This window comes from Staphylococcus sp. HMSC063A07 (assembly GCF_001836955.1).
Taxonomy (GTDB): domain Bacteria; phylum Bacillota; class Bacilli; order Staphylococcales; family Staphylococcaceae; genus Staphylococcus; species Staphylococcus lugdunensis.
This window is the reverse complement of sequence record NZ_KV830930.1, coordinates 7,731-27,244: the sequence shown is the minus strand read 5'-3', so window position 1 is coordinate 27,244 and position 19,514 is coordinate 7,731. Positions and strand designations below refer to the sequence as shown.

Annotated in this window: 24 protein-coding genes; 1 reads left to right on the top strand and 23 read right to left on the bottom strand. The window is 35.2% G+C overall.

What is annotated here, in order from left to right; all coding sequences use genetic code 11:
- Positions 1 to 75: 75 nt before the first annotated feature.
- The 22 genes from HMPREF2597_RS09850 to HMPREF2597_RS09745 form a co-directional block, all read right to left on the bottom strand.
- Positions 76 to 726, bottom strand: a complete 651-nt coding sequence (locus HMPREF2597_RS09850) for a 50S ribosomal protein L25/general stress protein Ctc (protein WP_002461472.1) — start codon at positions 724 to 726, stop codon at positions 76 to 78.
- 157 nt (positions 727 to 883) lie between these two features.
- Positions 884 to 1,849 carry a ribose-phosphate diphosphokinase gene (locus HMPREF2597_RS09845; RefSeq protein ID WP_002479488.1) on the bottom strand — a complete coding sequence of 322 codons (966 nt, stop codon included), beginning with the start codon at positions 1,847 to 1,849 and terminating at the stop codon, positions 884 to 886.
- Positions 1,850 to 2,001: 152 nt separating this feature from the next.
- Positions 2,002 to 3,357 (bottom strand): bifunctional UDP-N-acetylglucosamine diphosphorylase/glucosamine-1-phosphate N-acetyltransferase GlmU, encoded by a 1,356-nt coding sequence (glmU, locus tag HMPREF2597_RS09840; protein ID WP_002479487.1) that lies wholly within the window; start codon positions 3,355 to 3,357, stop codon positions 2,002 to 2,004.
- A gap of 207 nt (positions 3,358 to 3,564) precedes the next feature.
- Entirely contained in the window at positions 3,565 to 3,870 is a 306-nt protein-coding gene (gene spoVG / locus HMPREF2597_RS09835) for a septation regulator SpoVG (protein WP_002461476.1), read from the bottom strand.
- A gap of 71 nt (positions 3,871 to 3,941) precedes the next feature.
- Positions 3,942 to 4,319, bottom strand: a complete 378-nt coding sequence (locus tag HMPREF2597_RS09830) for a RidA family protein (RefSeq protein WP_002479486.1) — start codon at positions 4,317 to 4,319, stop codon at positions 3,942 to 3,944.
- Positions 4,320 to 4,335: 16 nt separating this feature from the next.
- A complete protein-coding gene (purR, locus tag HMPREF2597_RS09825) occupies positions 4,336 to 5,160 on the bottom strand; it encodes a pur operon repressor (RefSeq protein ID WP_002479485.1) in 825 nt (274 codons plus the stop codon).
- Positions 5,161 to 5,173: 13 nt separating this feature from the next.
- Positions 5,174 to 6,022, bottom strand: coding sequence for a 4-(cytidine 5'-diphospho)-2-C-methyl-D-erythritol kinase (ispE, locus tag HMPREF2597_RS09820; RefSeq protein ID WP_002461479.1), 849 nt, complete (start codon positions 6,020 to 6,022; stop codon positions 5,174 to 5,176).
- Positions 6,023 to 6,268: 246 nt separating this feature from the next.
- Complete coding sequence (gene veg, locus HMPREF2597_RS09815) at positions 6,269 to 6,532, bottom strand: biofilm formation stimulator Veg (RefSeq protein ID WP_002461480.1); 264 nt, start codon at positions 6,530 to 6,532, stop codon at positions 6,269 to 6,271.
- A 99-nt stretch (positions 6,533 to 6,631) separates the two neighbouring features.
- Complete coding sequence (gene rsmA / locus HMPREF2597_RS09810) at positions 6,632 to 7,525, bottom strand: 16S rRNA (adenine(1518)-N(6)/adenine(1519)-N(6))-dimethyltransferase RsmA (RefSeq protein WP_172452329.1); 894 nt, start codon at positions 7,523 to 7,525, stop codon at positions 6,632 to 6,634.
- Entirely contained in the window at positions 7,522 to 8,073 is a 552-nt protein-coding gene (gene rnmV / locus HMPREF2597_RS09805; protein WP_002479484.1) for a ribonuclease M5, read from the bottom strand. The genes rsmA and rnmV overlap by 4 nt, the downstream gene beginning before the upstream one ends.
- A gap of 139 nt (positions 8,074 to 8,212) precedes the next feature.
- Positions 8,213 to 8,983: a TatD family hydrolase gene (locus tag HMPREF2597_RS09800; RefSeq protein WP_002479483.1), complete on the bottom strand. Its 771-nt coding sequence runs from the start codon at positions 8,981 to 8,983 to the stop codon at positions 8,213 to 8,215.
- 25 nt (positions 8,984 to 9,008) lie between these two features.
- A complete protein-coding gene (gene metG / locus HMPREF2597_RS09795) occupies positions 9,009 to 10,982 on the bottom strand; it encodes a methionine--tRNA ligase (RefSeq protein WP_002479482.1) in 1,974 nt (657 codons plus the stop codon).
- 228 nt (positions 10,983 to 11,210) lie between these two features.
- On the bottom strand, positions 11,211 to 12,056 hold the full coding sequence (rsmI, locus tag HMPREF2597_RS09790) for a 16S rRNA (cytidine(1402)-2'-O)-methyltransferase (protein ID WP_002479481.1): 846 nt from the start codon (positions 12,054 to 12,056) through the stop codon (positions 11,211 to 11,213).
- 1 nt (position 12,057) lies between these two features.
- Positions 12,058 to 12,306 (bottom strand): GIY-YIG nuclease family protein, encoded by a 249-nt coding sequence (locus HMPREF2597_RS09785; protein ID WP_002479480.1) that lies wholly within the window; start codon positions 12,304 to 12,306, stop codon positions 12,058 to 12,060.
- Positions 12,299 to 13,024 (bottom strand): tRNA1(Val) (adenine(37)-N6)-methyltransferase, encoded by a 726-nt coding sequence (locus HMPREF2597_RS09780; protein ID WP_002479479.1) that lies wholly within the window; start codon positions 13,022 to 13,024, stop codon positions 12,299 to 12,301. The genes HMPREF2597_RS09785 and HMPREF2597_RS09780 overlap by 8 nt, the downstream gene beginning before the upstream one ends.
- Before the next feature lie 92 nt (positions 13,025 to 13,116).
- Positions 13,117 to 13,464, bottom strand: a complete 348-nt coding sequence (yabA, locus tag HMPREF2597_RS09775; protein ID WP_002461488.1) for a DNA replication initiation control protein YabA — start codon at positions 13,462 to 13,464, stop codon at positions 13,117 to 13,119.
- A gap of 16 nt (positions 13,465 to 13,480) precedes the next feature.
- Positions 13,481 to 14,284, bottom strand: a complete 804-nt coding sequence (locus tag HMPREF2597_RS09770) for a PSP1 domain-containing protein (protein WP_002461489.1) — start codon at positions 14,282 to 14,284, stop codon at positions 13,481 to 13,483.
- Positions 14,285 to 15,211, bottom strand: coding sequence for a DNA polymerase III subunit (locus HMPREF2597_RS09765; protein ID WP_002479478.1), 927 nt, complete (start codon positions 15,209 to 15,211; stop codon positions 14,285 to 14,287). It lies immediately after the preceding gene.
- Between the two features lie 296 nt (positions 15,212 to 15,507).
- Entirely contained in the window at positions 15,508 to 15,837 is a 330-nt protein-coding gene (locus HMPREF2597_RS09760) for a cyclic-di-AMP receptor (RefSeq protein WP_002461491.1), read from the bottom strand.
- A 27-nt stretch (positions 15,838 to 15,864) separates the two neighbouring features.
- Complete coding sequence (gene tmk, locus HMPREF2597_RS09755; protein ID WP_002461493.1) at positions 15,865 to 16,482, bottom strand: dTMP kinase; 618 nt, start codon at positions 16,480 to 16,482, stop codon at positions 15,865 to 15,867.
- A gap of 3 nt (positions 16,483 to 16,485) precedes the next feature.
- Complete coding sequence (locus HMPREF2597_RS09750; protein ID WP_070817288.1) at positions 16,486 to 17,829, bottom strand: Orn/Lys/Arg family decarboxylase; 1,344 nt, start codon at positions 17,827 to 17,829, stop codon at positions 16,486 to 16,488.
- A 25-nt stretch (positions 17,830 to 17,854) separates the two neighbouring features.
- Positions 17,855 to 18,382: a GNAT family N-acetyltransferase gene (locus HMPREF2597_RS09745; RefSeq protein WP_002479476.1), complete on the bottom strand. Its 528-nt coding sequence runs from the start codon at positions 18,380 to 18,382 to the stop codon at positions 17,855 to 17,857.
- Positions 18,383 to 18,675: 293 nt separating this feature from the next.
- Here HMPREF2597_RS09745 and HMPREF2597_RS12965 point away from each other — a divergent pair, with 293 nt between their 5' ends.
- Positions 18,676 to 18,810, top strand: coding sequence for a hypothetical protein (locus HMPREF2597_RS12965; RefSeq protein WP_002461497.1), 135 nt, complete (start codon positions 18,676 to 18,678; stop codon positions 18,808 to 18,810).
- A 116-nt stretch (positions 18,811 to 18,926) separates the two neighbouring features.
- On the opposite strand, the gene HMPREF2597_RS12960 is transcribed toward HMPREF2597_RS12965, so the two are convergent.
- Positions 18,927 to 19,514: LPXTG cell wall anchor domain-containing protein (locus HMPREF2597_RS12960; protein ID WP_256337097.1), on the bottom strand; the 588-nt coding region annotated here is incomplete at its 5' end.

Genomic DNA, 19,514 nt, shown 5'->3' with positions numbered 1-19,514 from the left:
ATCACAATTAACTTGGCTCACTATAAGCTATTAATTGTAAATCGTACAATTAGCTAAACAATAATGTTATAAGCTTTATTCTTCAGCTTCTTCGTCTTCTTTAGATTCTCCTACAACTTCTGGTTCTGGCGTAGCAGCATCGCCTTCCATAGCTTCCACTTCTTCTTCAGTTGGTTCTTCAGTTGGTGGAACTACTGTTACGATTGAAGTTTCTGGTTCATCTTCAATAGTGTAGTCACCTGTTACTTTAACATCTGCTACTGTGTAGCTGTCGTTAATTTGTAAGTCAGTAACGTCTACTTCAATTGCTTCTGGGATATTTTCTGGTGTAGCTGTAACTTGTAAGTAGAATAATGGTTGTTCAACAACGCCACCTTCTTTAGCACCCACTGCTTCACCAACTAAGTGTACAGGCACTTCTACTGTACGTTCTTCAGTCATGTTAATAGCTAAGAAGTCAATATGTGTAATTTGGTTTTTTAACGGATCAAATTGGTAATCTGACACCATAACTTTAATTGATTTAGAGCCAACGCCTAAATCGATAACCCCGTTACGACCAACTTCACGGATAACTTTGATGAATTCAACTTCATCAACTTTAACAGAAGTATTTTTTGTACTATAACCGTAAACAACTGCAGGAACTTTACCTAAACTTCTAATCTTTTTAAGTTCTGAACGAGTTTGTTTACCTTGACGGATGATTGACTTTAATGAAGCCATTCTGATTTCCACCTTTCGAATTTTGCTCTCTTACAGAGCACTCCTCATTTGCCCATCAATGCGAACATTGCTTGCAAATGTTTATTTCATTCGTATAATCACGAACGAATGTATTATACACGCTTATGAATTTGAAGTCAAATTGCTGTGACTAGGCTTAATCAAACAAGACGCTTACTGATTCTCGTTCATATACACGGACAATAGCTTGTGCTAATAGTCCAGCAACAGATAATTGCTTCGTATTTGCTGGTTTGCGATTTTCATCTAATAAGATTGAATTTGTCACAATAAGCTCTTTAATCGCTGAATTTTCGATACGTTCTTTAGCCGGACCAGACAGTACTGGGTGTGTACAACATGCATATACTTCTTTCGCACCTTTATCTTTTAACGCTTGTGCAGCTAAAGTTATCGTTCCAGCTGTATCAATAATATCATCAATAATAATTGCGGTGCGCCCTTCAATATCTCCAACGATATTCATAACTTCTGCAACATTAGGTTTAGGGCGACGTTTATCGATAATTGCAATTGGAGTTTTTAAAATGTCAGCAAGTTTGCGCGCACGCGTTACACCACCATGATCTGGTGAAACAACGACACACTCTTCTGGATTTATGTTTGGATCATTTTGGAAATGTTGACCAATAATAGGAACACCCATCAAATGATCAATCGGAATGTCAAAGAAGCCTTGAATTTGTGGCGCATGTAAGTCTAAAGCGATCATGCGATTTGCACCAGCTGTTTCAATTAAATTAGCTACTAATTTTGCTGTAATAGGTTCACGGCTACGTGCTTTTCTGTCTTGACGTGCGTATCCATAATAAGGTACCACAATATTAATATTCGCTGCTGACGCACGTTTGCATGCATCAATCATAATGAGCAATTCCATTAAATGTAAGTTGACTGGATATGATGTTGGTTGAATAATAAAGACGTCACATCCTCGGATGCTTTCTTCAATATTAATTTGAATTTCGCCATCACTAAAACGTTTTACAGAGCACTTCCCTAATTCAATCCCTACACGATCAGCTACTTCTTGTGCCAAAGGTTCATTTCCTTTAAGAGAAAAGATCTTTAAAGATGAATTCTTGTATTCATTATTTAACATTTATAGTCCTCCAATTATTTTCTATGCATACATATTATATATAAAAAACGCGTCTTTTACTATGACTCAATCAAATTCATACTAAAATTTATTAATTTCGACAATTCGGAATAACGATTACAGTTCGTAAAGTATATTCTAGATTGTTAGTATTATTTTTTTACATATCCTTCTTTAGTGATTTGACGTGCTCTTGCAAGCGCTAAGCTATCATTAGGAATATCATCTGTGATTGTTGATCCTGCAGCAATGAGCGAGCCATCACCAACAGTAACTGGTGCAATAAGATTAGTATTACATCCAATAAAGGCATCCCTTCCAATCACTGTACGGAATTTATTTATGCCATCATAATTCACAGTGATAGAGCCACAACCAATATTTGTACGTTCTCCGACTTCAGCATCACCAATATAGCTCAAGTGAGATACTTTTGCACCATCTTTCAGCTCAGCTTTCTTAACTTCAACAAAGTTACCTACCTTGACATCTTTGCCCAGGTTAGAACCAGGACGTAATTGTGCAAATGGCCCTACTTTCGTATACGCGCCCACTTTAGAATCATTAATCACCGATTGCTTGATTTCGACATGTGCAGCAATCTTACTATTATGAATTTCAGAATATTGACCTACATGTACATTTTCTCCAATCGTTGTTGTCCCAGTAATTCTTACACCAGGTTCAATAACCGTATCCATACCAATTTCAACGTCTGGTGCAATATATGTTTGAGTTGGATCAATCAAAGTTACGCCATTTCGCATATGATAGTCATTTACACGCTGTTGTAACGCCTTTTCAGCTTGACTAAGCATCACACGGTCATTGACACCTATAATTTCATCAAAATCATCTGTATGATAGACTTCGGCAATACCATGATTATGTAAAATCAAGGCAACTGCATCTGGTAGATAATATTCTCCCTGTGCATTGTCATTTCGCACCTGATTTAGCGTTTCAAAGAGCACTTGATTATCAAAAGCAAAAATACCCGAACTGATTTCACTTATCGTTTTTTCGGCCGCCGATGCATCTTTTTCTTCAACTATACGTTCCAGCTGTTGTTGCTCATTACGAATAATACGTCCATATCCAAATGGGTTAATCGCCGTTGCAGATAATACTGTGACATGGGCCTTATTTCGCTCATGGTGTTCGATTAATGCTTGTAACGTTTCAGCAGTTATCAGTGGCGTATCTCCGCATACAACTAGTGTCGTTCCTTCTTTACTGCTTAAGTGGTCTTGAGCCGTTTTCACGGCATGTGCCGTACCTAGTTGTTCAGCTTGAAAACTATACAATGATTGATGTCCTAATGTTTCTTTGACCTCATCTGCACCATGGCCTACTACAGTTACAACTTGATCTACACCTGATGCTTTAACATTCGTTAATACATGCTCAATCATCGGCTTCCCAGCAACCTCATGTAGTACTTTATACCTTTTCGACTTCATTCTTGTACCTTTACCAGCTGCTAATATAATCGCATATCTCTGCATGAATGCTAACCCTCCAATAAAAATTACACTTCGTCATTATTATAATTTAATTATTACGCCACTTTCAAGATTTATAAGATGTTGTTAAAGAAACGTAAATGGCTTATCATCTTGTTAATAATAATGTTAATGTGCTTGTATTTTAAAAGAACAGGTCCAACATCCGCATTATGTTGAACCTGTTCTAAAGTTTATATCAATTATATATTAATCATTGTCTTCTGATTGTTCTGATGAGGCATTTTTATCTGGAACTACTTCATCAGTTTCATCATATACTTTCATCACAGCATCCTGAATCTCCTGTCTCATATCAGAATTAATCGGATGTGCAATATCACGGAATTCACCATCTGGTGTACGTTTACTTGGCATTGCGACGAACAGACCAGAATTTCCTTCAATTACGCGTAAGTCATGAATAACGAATGCCTTATCTAAAGTAATTGAAACAAGTGCTTTCATTCTACCGTCTGTTTCTATTTTTCTAAGTCTTACATCTGTCACTTTCATGCAGTGAGCCCCCCTAGTATATATCTCTCTTTGTGGTTTTTAGAAGCTTTACAATTCAACATTGAAAATTATCATTCCTTAGTTTTGGCTATTAATTCAATTTCAACTTTAACATCTTTAGGTAAACGTGAAACTTCAACACAGCTACGCGCAGGTTGATGTTCACTAAAATAATCTGCGTATACTTCATTGATTTGTTGAAATTCATTCATATCAGCAATGAAAATTGTTGATTTAATGACAGAATTAAAGTCTGCACCTGCTTCATTGAGCACAACTTTTAAATTTTCTAGTACTTGTTTAGTTTGTTCTTGCACATCCTCACTTACCAATTGACCATTAGAATTCAATGGTAGCTGTCCAGATGTAAATACCAAACCATTCACAGCCGTTGCGTGTGAATAAGGCCCTATAGCTTCAGGTACGCTATTAGCGTTAATCGTTTTCATGATGTAATTACTCCTTTTAAGAAAATTTAGACAAAATATTACCTTGCTCAACGTTAAACTCTTGATTATATTCATCAACATCAGATAATCTGACCAAGGAAGTATAATCTTCAATCAATCGTTGTTTAACTTCTTTTGATTCTACAAGTACTGATACCCCTTTTACATGTGCTTTAAACTCATTCATGAGATTCATCACACCATTAATTGAGCCACCAGCTCTCATAAAGTCATCGACAACCAACACATTAGAATTTTCTTCTAATGTACGTTTCGATAGCACCATTGTTTCTATTTTTCTTGATGAACCTGAAACGTAGTTAATGGATACTGTTGAGCCTTCAGTCACTTTGTTATCCTTGCGAATGACTACTACAGGTAAATTTAATACGTTTGCTACCGCGTTGGCAAGTGAAATCCCTTTTGTCGCTATTGTCACAACTGCATCAAGTTGCTCATCCATGTATATTGTTGCAATTAATTTACCAACTCTATTCAATAATGTAGGGTTCCCTACTAAGTCTGATAAGAATAAATATCCGCCTGGCAATAAACGATTTTTCTCATCCAATAAACGAATCACGTCATCGATAACTTCTGCCGCTTCTTCTTTACTCATCATTGGTTTATAGGTCACACCACCACTTGCTCCTGCCGTCGTAATGACTGTGCCTAGTCTTTCTTTTAAAAAGGTATTCTTAATAATTTGTACATCTTCGCTAATTGATGATTTTGCTTGTTTAAATTTTTTAACGAAAAATGTTAAAGGTATTAATTCATTGGGGTGGTTCATTAGATATTGTGTCATAAACACAATACGCTCACTTCGTTTATAACGCATTGTCTCAACCTTCCTATCCTAGTAATCTTACTAAATAAACTTCATTACAACAGCCGTTTACTGCATTATATATTTTCTTAGCTTGACTTTCTTTTTGTGCTAATGCATAAACAGTTGGTCCACTACCACTCATTAAAGCGCCATCTGCACCACATTGAAGCATGTTATTTTTAATCTTTTTTATTTCTGGGTGCATAGCCATAGACACTAATTCCAAGCGATTAGAAAGACTGTGGCATAACTTTTGATAGTCACCATGTTTAATCGCTGCCTTGCACGCTTCTGTGTGAACGGCATGCGCAATATTTAAATCTAAAGCTTTAAAAACGTCTGGCGATGAAATACCTAAATCTGGTTTAGCTAAAACTACCCATGTCGCTGGCGGTTTGTTTAAAAATTCAATCTTCTCACCTAAGCCAGTACATAAAGCGGTTTGATTATAAATACAAAACGGTACATCTGTGCCAATTTGAATACCCAATTGAGCTAAATCATGCAATGTTAAACCCAAGTCGAACAGGCGATTCATACCTCTCATCGTTGCAGCAGCATCTGCTGAACCTCCAGCTAAACCAGCTGATACCGGAATGTCTTTATCAATCGCTATCGTTACACCTTGCTGAATCCCATAAGTATGTGTCATTAATTCGGCAGCTCTATAAGCTAAATTTTTACTATCATTAGGCACATAGTTGTGCTCAATGTCGACAATAATCTTATTATCCGTACGTTTTTTAAATGATAGTCTATCATTTAAATCAACCGTCGTCATAATCATTGCAATTTCATGATAGCCGTCATCTCTTTTGAAAAGGGTGTCGAGCGTAAAATTTATCTTGGCAGGAGCCGTTTCATATATCATTTTTCCGCCCCTCTCTTCAATATATTAATAAGATGATTTTAACATAAAGGAGCCAAATATTTGATTAAAACTATACATATTTCTCTAAAAACTTAATAAACATTGTCTTTTGAAAAATAATATACGGAATTTTACATATAAAAAAGCGCTATGCTTTTTGCATTAACGCTTATATCTTCTTATTCAATTTAATCTTGCGTTGACCTCTCGCTCAAATTGAATAATAATTATTTACTTATATCTTTATTAGTGTGCAACTGCTTCTTGATGATTATCCTCTTCAAATGAAACTTGTACATTCTCTGTTAGCACATCCGTGTATGTATAAGATACTCTTTCAAAGTTATGCTTATCTTGGTCTAATTCAACAATGAAAACTGATGGATAAGTCTCTTTTAATACCCCACAACGTTCAATTGTTTTTTTACGACCACCGTTGGCTTTAAGTACAATACGATTTCCTAAATGACAATCAATAGAATTTTTGATGTCCAAAATTGATTTTGGCATATTGCTCCACCTCGCTACAAGGTATATCTTACCATATTCATAGCCTTTTCGTCAAATAAAATTTAAATTTTATCAATGTCCAACGCTTTTGTCAACAGTTTAATTAGCTAATTCAGGGTATTTTTTCTTTTCTTTATACAAACGTGCGAAATCTTGTATCGAAAGTGTTTCACCTCGTCGTTTAGGATCAATTTCAGCAGCGTTAAGCCAAGATAATATAGCTTCTTTATGTTTTTTGCCATCTTTAAAGTGATTTTGGTAATTGTTATTAATTGTTTTTCGACGTTGCGCAAATGCAGCTTTAGCCAATTTAAAGAATGCTGTTTCATCATCTATATCTACAAGAGGTTGTGAGCGCTGCATTAATTTTACAACAATAGAGTCTACATTGGGCGGTGGCATAAAGACACTTTTCGGCACTGTTACTACTTTGCTTGTTTCAGTATAATATTGTGTCACGATAGATAATGATCCATAAGCTTTTGTTCCTACAGTCGCATTCAACCGCTCTCCTACTTCTTTTTGCATCATAACAACATATCCATCAATTGGAATATCTTGCTGCATTAAATTGAGTAGAATTGGCGTAGTAATGTAGTATGGTAAATTTGCAACCACCATAATCTTTTCACAATCATTTAAATATGTGTGCACAGCTGCTGCTATATCGGCTTTCAATATATCTTCATTAATCACAGTCACATTTTCGTATGGTGCCAGCGTATAATCTAGCACCGGGATAAGACGTTGATCAATTTCAAATGCGATAACCTGTTTTGCTTTTTTAGCTAGTTGCTCTGTTAATGAACCCATTCCCGGTCCAATTTCAATAACTCCGGTACGTTCATCAATATCACTGGCATCAATAATTTTATGGATGATGTTTACATCAACTAAGAAGTTTTGTCCTAAACTCTTTTTAAAGTTAAATCCAAAGCGCGTTAACAGTTCTTTAGTTCTGGATGGTGTTGCAATATCTTTATTCTCCATTATTCATCTCGCTCCTTCTCAAGACCTAATGCCTGGCGTACATCCGCTTCTGTATAACCAAATGCATTTAATTTTTTCAATAATTGTTTACCATTTGAATGACCAATGTGAAGTTTTCTACCAATCACTTCTCGCTTTCGACGCGCATCTTTACCAATGATTAGCCCTAGCTCGAGTAATACGCTTTTATCGATTGTTTCTATTGCTTCTTCAAAAGGTGAACTTACATGCATTAGTGCGGCTCTAATATCTTCTGGTTTTGCATGCTCAACACCAATTTTCCCACGCTTATTTTTAGCTTTTTCTCTATCTATATAAGCGTGTTTTACTCCAGATACATGCTCTGTAATCGTATGGCGAATTTTATCACCTGGGAAATCAGGATCTGTTAGTACTATAACACCTCTAGTTTCTTGTGCATGTTGAATTACATCTAATGTATCTCTATTGATGGCACTGCCATTTGTTTCAATTGTATCGCATTCTACTGCTAACTTTACGCGCTCCGTATCATCGCGTCCCTCTACAACTATAAACTCATTTATTCTCACTATGATTTAACCCTTCTTTATTTTTACTGTTCATTAGTTATTTTAAAGCAAACCACATCGAATTCACATTAATTTTATATTTATAATAATTAAAAGGAGCAAGACAAGATGGACTGTCTTACCCCAATGTAAAGAAATATTACTTTAAGTTAAATAAACGTTCCGCATTTTCTGTAGTTTGACGACATACATCTTCATATGTCATCCCTCTTAATTCTGCAATTTGTTGCGCCACTAGAGTAACACGTTCTGGCTCGTTACGCTTACCTCTATAAGGATGTGGCGATAAATAAGGCGCATCTGTTTCAACTAACAAACGTTCCATTGGCACATGTTGCGCAACTTCTTTAGGTTGTTTCGCATTTTTAAAAGTAACAGGACCCCCTAGTGAAATATAAAAATTCAATTTATTAATGACCACATCTGCAATTTCAGGAGAACCACTAAAACTATGCATAATACCACCTACTTCTTCAGCATGTTCTTCAAGTAGAATATCCACACAATCTTGTGTTGCTTCCCGATTATGAATGACGATTGGCAACTTAACACGTTTAGCTAATGCAATTTGCTTTCTAAAAACTTCTTTTTGAATATCCGCTGGAGATTTATCCCAATGATAGTCTAATCCCATTTCACCAATACCGATAACTTTAGGATGCTCAGCAAGCGTTTCAATCCAACTTAAGCGCGCTTCAGTAAAATCAATCGCATCAACCGGATGCCATCCTATAATGGCATATAAAAAGTCATATTGTTCGATTAATTCCATCGCACGTTCAATGGTAGCCGTATCAAAACCAACGACAAACATACGGTCTACACCTGCCTGTTGCGCGCGTGAAATCACTTCGCTTAAATCTTCATCATATTGTTCATCATTCAAATGCACATGTGTATCGATTAACATCATATCTCTCCTACAGCTTTAAATTTTACTTAATCACCGCGCCATTAGCGATGGCGTTAGGTAAACTTACTAATGTTAAAACATCGTCCTTTTCAGCTGATAAAATCATACCTTCTGATCTTTGGCCCATTAATTTTGCTGGTTTCAAATTCGTAACGACAGCTACTTTCTTACCAATTATGTCTTCTGGTTTATAAAATTTAGCGATGCCTGAAACAATTTGGCGTTGTTCAGTTCCCAAATCAACTTGAATTTTTAACAATTTATCTGATTTTTTCACATTTTCAGCATCCGTAATCGTTGCTGCTTTAATTTCTACTTTATCGAAATCTTTAATATTAATTTGCGCTTTACTAGGTGCCTCGTGTTCAACTTTTTCAGATTTAGGTGGTTGCATAGACGCTTTGATATATGCAATTTCAGCTTCTGTATCTAGTCTCGGGAAAATTGGTGATGGCTTTTCAGTAACCATAACAGGTTGTTTTAGTGCACCGTAACGTTCAAGGCTTGCCAATTCAAACAACTCTGGACTATTAATATTTAATTGTTTAAAGACTTCTCTAGGTGCATGCGTTAAGAACGGACGCAATAACACTGTTGCAAAACGAATATTTTCAACCAAGTGTGCCATTACATTGGCTAACATATCCTTTTGACTATCGTCTTTAGCTAATACCCATGGCGTTGTTTCGTCAATATATTTATTGGTACGACTTATCAATTTCCAAACAGTGGCTAACGCAACTGAAAATTGGAAGCTTTCCATGTTATCATTAAAGTCTTTTACTGTTTCAAGTGCAAGTGCTTCCATTGCATCATCCAACTCATGTTTTGGACCCGTATAAGCTGGAAGTTCGCCTTGGAAATATTTATTAATCATCGAAATAGTTCGATTAACTAAATTGCCTAAGTCATTTGCTAAATCATAGTTTGTACGTTCAACAAATGCTTCTGGTGTGAAGACACCGTCTGAACCAAATGGCAACTCACGCATTAAGTAATAACGCGTCGCATCTAAACCATAACGATCGATGAGCACATTAGGATCTACAACATTCCCTTTCGATTTACTCATTTTACCGTCTTTCATTAAAATCCAACCGTGCGCAAACACTTTTTTAGGTAATGGTAAATCTAATGCCATAAGTAAAATTGGCCAAATAATAGAGTGGAAACGTACAATTTCTTTTGCCATTAAATGCACGTCTGCAGGCCAATATTTTTGGAAAAGTGCATCATCATCTGATAAATAGCCTAGTGAAGATATATAGTTCACAAGTGCATCAATCCATACATAAACAACATGTTTAGGGTTAGATGGCACTCGAACACCCCAATCAAAAGACGTACGTGATACAGCTAAATCTTCCAAACCTGGTTTGATAAAATTATTAATCATTTCATTTTTTCGAGATGGTGGTTGAATAAAATCCGGATTTTGATCGTAAAATTCTAATAAACGATCCGTATACTTGCTAATATTAAAGAAATAGCTTTCTTCTTTTACAAGTTCAACTTCGTGTCCTGAATCCGGACTTTTTCCGCCAACGATTTTGCCATTTTCATATATAGGATCAACAAGTTGTGATTCTGTATAGTAAGTTTCATCAGGAACAGAATACCAACCTTCATATTCACCTAGATAAATATCGCCTTGTTTAAGTAAACGTTCAAAGACTTTCTCAACCACTTGTTTATGGCGTTGTTCTGTTGTTCTAATAAAGTCATCATTTGAAATTTCAAGTTTGCTCCATAAACTTTTAATTCCTGCAATCATATCATCTAAATATTCTAATTCTGTTTTACCAGCTTTTTGTGCTTTTTCTTGAATTTTTTGTCCATGTTCATCTGTACCTGTTAAATAACGTACATCATATCCTTGCATGCGTTTATATCTGGCAATTACGTCACCTGCTACCGTTGAATACGCATGTCCAATATGTAAATTCCCACTTGGATAATAAATTGGGGTTGTAATATAAAATGTCTCTTTCGCCATCACTGGGTCCTCCTATTCTCTTACACTATCAATGTTATCTAACATTATTTTCCTTTTCAATGAAGTCGCACATGGATATGTCCAGCTTCAGAATGTTAACTGTCTTATATCAGTATATAGATATACCTATAAATTCTATAGCTTTATTATACATTATCTAAAAACAGTAACGTGATATCTTTTCTACATTACCATAAAATCAGCAATTCATGGGTATTTCAATATAATTTATTCTGCGTTAAGTTGATGATAGATATCGTAAACATCACTTGTCTTCATATTTCGATCTTCTGCCACCATTTTAATTGCTTTTTTAGGCTTAACCTGTTGTTTTTTAATATAGTGTGTAACATGTTCTTGAATCGTCATTTCTTCATACCATTGCTTATCTTTCAAAGCCTTTGCCCCTTCAATTAACATTACAAATTCCCCTTTTTGAGGGATTTTGTCTTGTTCAACCATCGCTATCATTGAATCAATATCAAGTGTGATGATTTCTTCAAACTTTTTAGTAAGCTCTCTACCAATGGTCACCCGTCGCTTTGCATCGATACTTTGAATCGCCTTTAGTGTTTGTATCACTCGATAAGGTGACTCATAAATAATTATTGTTGCTTCTTGGTACATACGTTCTTGTAATACGGAAATTTTATCTTTTTCTTTGCGTGGCAAAAAACCTATAAATGTATAGATGTAAGATGGCAGTCCACTTGCCATCAAAGCAGTTAAACCAGCATTAGCACCAGGAATAGGCACAACATTAAGCTGCTGTTCTCTTGCTTCCACTACGAGTTCATAACCTGGATCACTGATTAATGGTAATCCTGCATCTGATACTAAGGCGATATCTAAACCATTTTGTAATTGCTCTATTAAATAGTTCGTTTGTTGTTCTTTATTATGCTCATGATAAGATTTTAATGGGGTATCAATCGCATAGTGCGAACATAATTTACGAGTCACTCTAGTATCTTCACAGGCTATTAAGTCAACATCATTAAGAACTTGAACGGCGCGATATGTAATATCTCCTAAATTGCCAATAGGTGTCCCGACTAAATATAAAGTCCCCATATTATCTCTCCTTAAATAATGCTAATTTTTGCTTTCTTGATAATTGCTTAATTTCATATTCTCTTTTTAATGCTTCTGATTTCGTATCGTACATTTCTTGATAAACTAAGACTACTGGGCGTCTTGCCTTTGTATATTTGGCCCCTTTTCCTAGATTGTGCTGTTTAATTCGCGCTTCTACATCTCTGGCATAACCCGTATACAAACTATGATCTTTACACTGCACAATATATACAAAATGTTTATCCATAATAAACCTCTTTCATCTCATCCGAGTAACTACCGTCTTCATTATAAATATAAAACGGTGCACATAGTTCTAACCCTTGCTTTCCACTTTTTCGACCTTCCACAACAATCGTTTGGGCTGTTTTGCCTTTTTTACTATAAATTAAATGTAAGCGTTTCGGTTCAATGTTTACTTGTCTCATTTCAGTTAAGACATCCATAAGCCTTTCTGCTCGATGTACCATCATTAATCGCCCGCCCTGCTTAAGTAGATGTTGCGCAGCCTTCATGCAATCACTGAGTGTACACATAATCTCATGACGTGCGATTTTATGTGCTTCTTTTTGGTGTTGATGCTTTTGATTTATTTTAAAATAAGGTGGGTTACATGTCACAAGAGAATATTGTGAGGGTTTGAAATATTGCGTCGTCTCTTTTAAATCCATATGAAACAACGTTAATCGATTTTCTAGATGGTTATATTTAAAGCTTCGACGCGCCATATCGACTAACTGTATTTGTATTTCCATCGCATCTATTTGTTGTGTACCTTTCGCAGATAATAGTAGCGGTATGACACCATTTCCAGAACACAAATCCATAATTGTATCTTTTTTTCTTACTTCAGTAAAATAGCCTAATAATAAAGCATCAGTTGAAAATGAAAACACGTCGTCGTTTTGTATTACTTTCAAATTTTCTTTAATAAGACAATCTATACGTTCATGTGCTTTTAACATTATGTCGCTCCTAAAAAAAGGGTGTTACAATAACAGCAGTCCTAAGCGTCTGTTGTTTGTATATACACCCTGTCATTTATATCGCTGAGTCATTAGTCATTAAGTACTGCCATACAAAGCAAGCAATCTTCGCCTTGTCGATGTTTTCCAAATAATTCACCTTTACATATATGAAACCCTTCAGCATATAACATTGCTAAGTTATCCTTACTGGGTAATGGTTTTTTGACTTGTTTGGCTTCCTTTGTCTTAGGCTGACTATTTTGTGAAAGCTCATCTTTGTCCATCAAGCGCTTTAAATTATCGTTTTCAATATGTAATGCAACGTTCTCTTCAACTAAAGCTACAGCCATTTCTTTTATCTCATTCATATCTTGCGTTATCGCATTAACGTTTGCTTCCAGACTCACAAGCCGCTCAAATAATTCATTTCGCTCCAAAAGTCATGAAACCTCCTTAATTAAACGCTTCAATTTCTTCCATTTTGTATTCCAGTGGTTGCTCTAATCCATCAATTTTAACCTGCATAGAAATATCTAAAATATTAAGTGCTACTACGCGTCCTTGTCCATCAGGTGTCGAAATTTTCTCTCCCACATCTGGCAATTGTGCTCGTACTTCTTCATATAAATCATTTTCATATTTCAAACAGCACATAAGTCGGCCACATGCACCCGAAATTTTAGTCGGATTTAAAGATAAATTTTGATCTTTCGCCATCTTAATCGATACAGGCTCAAAATCTCCTAAAAACGTAGAACAACATAGTGAACGGCCACATGGTCCAATGCCACCCAAAAGCTTAGCTTCGTCACGCACACCAATTTGCCGTAATTCTATACGTGTTTTTAATTGTTGCGCTAATAATTTTACCAACTTCCGAAAGTCGATACGATCATCTGCCGTAAAATTAAAGATGATTTTAGACTTGTCCAACGTATATTCACAGTTAACAAGACGCATATCTAGTTCTAACTGTTTAATGAAATCGTGACACAAAGTTAGTGCTGCTTTAGCATCTTGTGCATTTTGTTTATATATTTCAATATCCTTAGGTGTAGCCTTACGTATGACTTCTTTAAGGGGCAGTGTTACATCGCCATCAGCAACATGACAAGGTGGACATTTAACAAGTCCTAATTCCAGGCCACGTTTTGATTCTACAATCACCCAGTCGTCTTCTTTGATAGTTAATTCTTGAGGCGCATAATATTCTAACTTCCCAGCTTGTTGAAACTGTACACCTACTATCTTTGGCATTTATCTCACACCCTTAATTACAATTTGTTCAAATACTAATGTTGGATTTACATTTTGCATTAATTTCTTATGCGCTTCTGTTAATTGGTCATATATTCTTATCATTTGTTGTAATGTTAATGCTTCAGCATATCGCTCAATTTCATTGCTTAAATCTTGAAATGTATAGTGTTTACTAGCTTTTAATTTAGCATGCATAATATCCTCAAAAAAACCATTTACTGCAGCCAATGTTAACAACTGCAACTTGCGGTTTTTGGCGTTCTTTAACAACTCGATAATTCCAATTAATGCCATCGGTTTGTTTTCAATGAGCAATTCACACCAATGCACAATCACTTTGCGTAATGCTGTTAAATCATTTTCTTCGTTCAATGTTAATGCAGCTTCAAGTTGAGTTGTGTAGGTGCTCAACATTTCAGCAACAGGACGCGATACAGAGACTTCTGTCAATTGTTCTACAAAATGCGCTTTGTTCATTGGCTTAAAGTAAACATGCTGGCATCTCGAATGAATAGTATCTAATATTTGTTCTGGCTTTGTAGAGATTAAAATAGCTATTGTATTTTTCGGAGGTTCTTCTAAAAATTTTAAAATACTATTTTCCCCTTGAACCGTCAGTTTTTCAAAACTTTCTATAATATATACTTTATACGCTCCCTCAATTGGAAGCTGATTCATACGATGCACGAGTTGCTCAACTTGTTCCTTTTTAATGCTTGATTCATCAGAAGCTACATACATAAAATCTGGATGATTAAATCCTGCTACCTTCAACTCACACTGCTGATTATTTTGGCACAAAATTAACTTAGCAAAATCCATAGCAACTTGTTTCATAGACTCCGCATCATCACCTTCAAACAAATATGCATGCGACAACTTATTAGAACCAAAAGCATTCAAAAGACGTTCAAATTCATCCATGATCTAAACTCCTCATATATAAAAAAGGCAGAGACACAAAACGTATACACCTCGGAAAGCCAACAAAGCAATCCAGAAGTAGGATTTGCGCGGAGCCCCAGCACAGAGAAATGTATATAACATTTCTACAAGCAAGCTCTAACTGAATACTGCCGCTATTCACAAAAATTTAAAGAAACACGTTTAACGTTGCTTTTTCATCAGTGCTACTTTATGTTCTGCTTAAATCCTAAACACTTTTGTCCCGACCTCTAAATTTCAAACATTATTTTCATTCATCGTTGTTATTTCGATATTTAAAATCTATGGAAGGCATCGATTGGCATCACAAATACAGTAGCGCCACCGACTTCCACTTCTACAGGATACGGTATGTAAGAGTCTGCACTACCGCCCATAGGTGTCATTGGAGAAACTAATTGTTCTCTATTACCACATGTGTTATCAATCACAGTTAAGATATCGTCAACTCGATCATCATCAACACCACATAAAAATGTCGTATTTCCCGCTCTTAGAAAACCACCAGTTGTTGCTAATTTTGTGGCTCTAAAGTCATGCTTTACGAGTTGGTCTGAAAGTTCTTGACTATCTTGATCTTGGATGATCGCTATAATCATTTTCATTTTATAACACCTCTTCTTGTCATTATATCATAATTTTTTCAAAAAATTTATGATAATTTGGTACGTCTCTTCAATAACATTAGCTATATTTTGGCTGGCATCCACTTTGCGAAATCGCTTGTCCCCGTTCTCCATAATTTGTCGATATCCTTCAATTACTAAATTATGAAATTTCAAATCTTCTTTGTCTAAACGATTTTGTTCGCGTTGATTATTCATAATACGTTGTCTGCCTATCTCAGCTGAAATATCAAGATATATCGTTAAATCTGGATACAAGCCATTAATTGCAAAGTCATTGAGTTTTCTCACTTCCTCTATACCTATACCCCGTGCATATCCCTGATAAGCCAAAGAACTATCAATATAGCGATCACATAATACAATTTTATGCTGTTTTAATGCTGGAATGACCTTTTCAACAAGATGTTCTCTTCTAGAAGCAGCAAATAACATTGCTTCTGTGCGTATATCCATGTGATTACCATCAAGAACAACTTTTCTTATTTCTTCCCCAGTAGGTACGCCACCTGGTTCACGCGTTGAAATTACATCAAAGTCTTGTGCGAGCTTTTCTGCAACAGCTTGAATCACCGTGGTCTTCCCTGAGCCTTCTGGTCCTTCAAAAGTAATAAATGCTGTCATATTTTATTCATCCTTAACCAAAATTTTTTTATTGTTAATCCCTTCCACTCTGACACCAGAATCAATATAATTCGCTATTAATTTTAACATATTTTGAGTGATTCTTTCGCCCGTAAAGAAAAGTGGTATACCTGGTGGATAAGGCGTTATATGTTGTGCTAATATCATACCTTGCGCATTATCTAACTCAACCCAAGTAACATGGGTAATATCCATTGTCTCGTAACTACCAGCGGCACAAGGTAAACGAGTGTAACTTGATTGCTGATTATGATTTATCAAATCCTCAACAGGCTGCATACGTATACGTTCAATAAGTTCATCAAATGGATATTTATCTTGTTCGTGCCATAAAGGTAAAATAAGCAATACTTGATAATCATCTGCAAGTTCCACGAAAACAGACATTTTTTCAAACCAATCTTGAATTTGATATCCTAACATATGCTTATGCTGTACTGTTAGCTTTAGCGGATCAGCCATTTGTATCATTATAAATCCTTTATCTTGCATCATTTCGATAAACTGTTGTCGTCTTTTAAAAAACAATCTACTATCATACTGTTGATAAAATTGGTTTGCCTGTTCAAGGCTAGCCATAACAAGATATGAGGGACTAGATGTCTGAAAATAACTCAAATATTGAATAACTTTATCACGTTGCGGCGCTTGTTTGTGAATAAACAATATTGATCCCATTGTTAACGCAGGTAGCGTTTTATGATATGACTGTACGACATAATCCGCTTTCATGTTTAACGCTGAAGTAGGAAAGCCGTCTAAATCAAAATGTGCCCCGTGTGCTTCATCAACTAAGACAGGTATATTAGCTGCATGCAATTTTGAAATACAGGAATTAATATCAAAACATTCTCCATAATAATTTGGGTATGTAACTACGGCTAATTTATATTGTTCAGAATCAAAATCTCTTGTTTGAGGACCGTAATAATGATGGGTTTGAAGACTTTCCTGCATAGGTAAAATATCTGCACTTTGATGTGTTAAATCAAGCCCATGAAAAACAGACTTATGTACATTTCTAGCAATTAAATAACGTCCATCCACAGCTGAAAACCCTTGTATTGTAGCTAATATACCTGACGTTGTTCCATTAACAAGTATAAAAGCATCGTAGTCTTCATGTTTTGACATATTATGTTGACTGTTAAGAATAATATCTTCTGGATGATGCAAATCATCTAAACCTGTGATTTCAGTCATATCAAATTTAAAATCTAGTTCATGTAACGTCCCAATTGTCATATTTTTATGACCAGGAACATGCATAGATATAGCCTTTTCATTTATAAGTTGGCTTAATTTATAATTAATTGGCAATGCCATGTGTAACACTCTTTTCAATTAAATATTAACGAATATGTGATAAATTGTCGGGATTGCTATAAGACCACTGATTTTTTAATAAACCCATAACATAACAATCTCGATATTCTCCATTAGTATAAAAATGTTCTTTTAATGTGCCTTCAATATTAAAGTTATGTGTTTCATAAATATGAACAGCCTTTTCATTATTAACATCAACATATAGATATACTTTATGCATATTCAAGACTAAAAATGCATAGTCTATGGCCATTTTAAAAGCTTGTTTAGCAAAACCGTGTCCACTATAATCAGGATCAACAATAATTTGGACTTCACAGTTTCGATGTACAAAATCTATCTCAACTAATTCAACAATACCAATAGCATGGTCCTCTTGTTCTATAATAAATCGTCTTTCATCTTCATCTAAAATATGCTTATTATAAAGATGTTGCAATTCACTCAGTGATTGATAAGGTTCTTCAAACCAATATGACATAATCGAATATTCATTATTGAGCTGATGTACGAATTCTAAATCGGTTTCCTCTAATGCACGAATAATCATTTTTATGCACTCCTTTATTCAAATTTTATGGAAAATTCAAATGAAAGTAAAATGATATTAATAGCAAATTGATTATATACTAAAACCCTCGCATACGTAGTTGTACACAAAGGTTTAGTATATATGAAGATCGAGACATAAATTTCTTTTAAAAGCTGCAGCTGGCAAGTTCTATTGAAACTTAATAGAATTTGCCTGTTTCTTTATTATATTAAGCGTCATTAAGAAAAAGCACACTTCTTTTAAGTACGAAGTATTTTAGCAAGAGCTTGAAAGAACAAGACAAGCTCAGGATGGGGCCCCAACAAAGAGGCTTTCGAAAAGAAAGCCAACGGACAAAGCGAGTTGGGGTGGGGCCCCAACAGAGAGAATTTCGAGAAGAAATTCATCAAGCAAAGCAAGTTGGGGTGGCTGAAGCTGTTCTCTAAGAAAGCGAGCCAGCAATACAAACTATTGAATATAACAAAGAAGCACAAAGATGATTTGAAATAAATCATCTTTGTGCGATTTTTTGGAAATTTATGTCTCGACGTGTATTGCTATATTATTTTGTGTTTTCTTTTTTTCTTTTTGTTACGAAAAATGCACCTATTGCTATTAACAATCCACCTATTAGTCCGTTTTTATTAGCTGTTTCTCCTGTTTCAGGTAACTCTGACACATGCATATCTGTATGTTCTGACTTTTCAATAGAACGTTGTTCTTTAACATTATGATATTTAACAAGTTGTTGTTTAACTTGTGGTGTATGTTTGAATTGACTTTCAGACTGCGTATTATGCTTAGTCTTTTTCAATTGTTTTGCTGGCACAGCATTCTCTACTTTTTTATAAATATATGTTGTAATACCATCTTTTTCAATCTTATGTCCTGTATATTGCCAATCTTGTCCGATAAATTGTTCTGGTGGTAACTGACCTTTTCGTGATGGAACAATTTCACGACCATTTGTATCAACATAAATTGTGATTTTCAATTCATCAATGTCTACACGCGGTGCGTCATTTGGAACTTTTGATTGAATACGTTCATAGACATATGTTGTAATGCTGTCTTTTTCTGTAACTTTTCCTGTGTATTGCCATCTATCTCCAATAATGCTAGGCGGTTGATGTTTACCTTCTGTTGTTTC

Excerpts from the sequence above, each read along its gene's own strand:
- HMPREF2597_RS09850 (WP_002461472.1), bottom strand. The coding sequence starts at position 726 with ATGGCTTCATTAAAGTCAATCATCCGTCAAGGTAAACAAACTCGTTCA.
- HMPREF2597_RS09845 (WP_002479488.1), bottom strand. The coding sequence starts at position 1,849 with ATGTTAAATAATGAATACAAGAATTCATCTTTAAAGATCTTTTCTCTT.
- glmU (WP_002479487.1), bottom strand. The coding sequence starts at position 3,357 with ATGCAGAGATATGCGATTATATTAGCAGCTGGTAAAGGTACAAGAATG.
- spoVG (WP_002461476.1), bottom strand. The coding sequence starts at position 3,870 with ATGAAAGTGACAGATGTAAGACTTAGAAAAATAGAAACAGACGGTAGA.
- HMPREF2597_RS09830 (WP_002479486.1), bottom strand. The coding sequence starts at position 4,319 with ATGAAAACGATTAACGCTAATAGCGTACCTGAAGCTATAGGGCCTTAT.
- purR (WP_002479485.1), bottom strand. The coding sequence starts at position 5,160 with ATGCGTTATAAACGAAGTGAGCGTATTGTGTTTATGACACAATATCTA.
- ispE (WP_002461479.1), bottom strand. The coding sequence starts at position 6,022 with ATGATATATGAAACGGCTCCTGCCAAGATAAATTTTACGCTCGACACC.
- veg (WP_002461480.1), bottom strand. The coding sequence starts at position 6,532 with ATGCCAAAATCAATTTTGGACATCAAAAATTCTATTGATTGTCATTTA.
- HMPREF2597_RS09800 (WP_002479483.1), bottom strand. The coding sequence starts at position 8,983 with ATGTTAATCGATACACATGTGCATTTGAATGATGAACAATATGATGAA.
- metG (WP_002479482.1), bottom strand. The coding sequence starts at position 10,982 with ATGGCGAAAGAGACATTTTATATTACAACCCCAATTTATTATCCAAGT.
- rsmI (WP_002479481.1), bottom strand. The coding sequence starts at position 12,056 with ATGGGGACTTTATATTTAGTCGGGACACCTATTGGCAATTTAGGAGAT.
- HMPREF2597_RS09785 (WP_002479480.1), bottom strand. The coding sequence starts at position 12,306 with ATGGATAAACATTTTGTATATATTGTGCAGTGTAAAGATCATAGTTTG.
- HMPREF2597_RS09780 (WP_002479479.1), bottom strand. The coding sequence starts at position 13,024 with ATGTTAAAAGCACATGAACGTATAGATTGTCTTATTAAAGAAAATTTG.
- HMPREF2597_RS09770 (WP_002461489.1), bottom strand. The coding sequence starts at position 14,284 with ATGCCAAAGATAGTAGGTGTACAGTTTCAACAAGCTGGGAAGTTAGAA.
- HMPREF2597_RS09765 (WP_002479478.1), bottom strand. The coding sequence starts at position 15,211 with ATGGATGAATTTGAACGTCTTTTGAATGCTTTTGGTTCTAATAAGTTG.
- HMPREF2597_RS09760 (WP_002461491.1), bottom strand. The coding sequence starts at position 15,837 with ATGAAAATGATTATAGCGATCATCCAAGATCAAGATAGTCAAGAACTT.
- tmk (WP_002461493.1), bottom strand. The coding sequence starts at position 16,482 with ATGACAGCATTTATTACTTTTGAAGGACCAGAAGGCTCAGGGAAGACC.
- HMPREF2597_RS09750 (WP_070817288.1), bottom strand. The coding sequence starts at position 17,829 with ATGGCATTGCCAATTAATTATAAATTAAGCCAACTTATAAATGAAAAG.
- HMPREF2597_RS09745 (WP_002479476.1), bottom strand. The coding sequence starts at position 18,382 with ATGATTATTCGTGCATTAGAGGAAACCGATTTAGAATTCGTACATCAG.
- HMPREF2597_RS12965 (WP_002461497.1), top strand. The coding sequence starts at position 18,676 with ATGGGGCCCCAACAAAGAGGCTTTCGAAAAGAAAGCCAACGGACAAAG.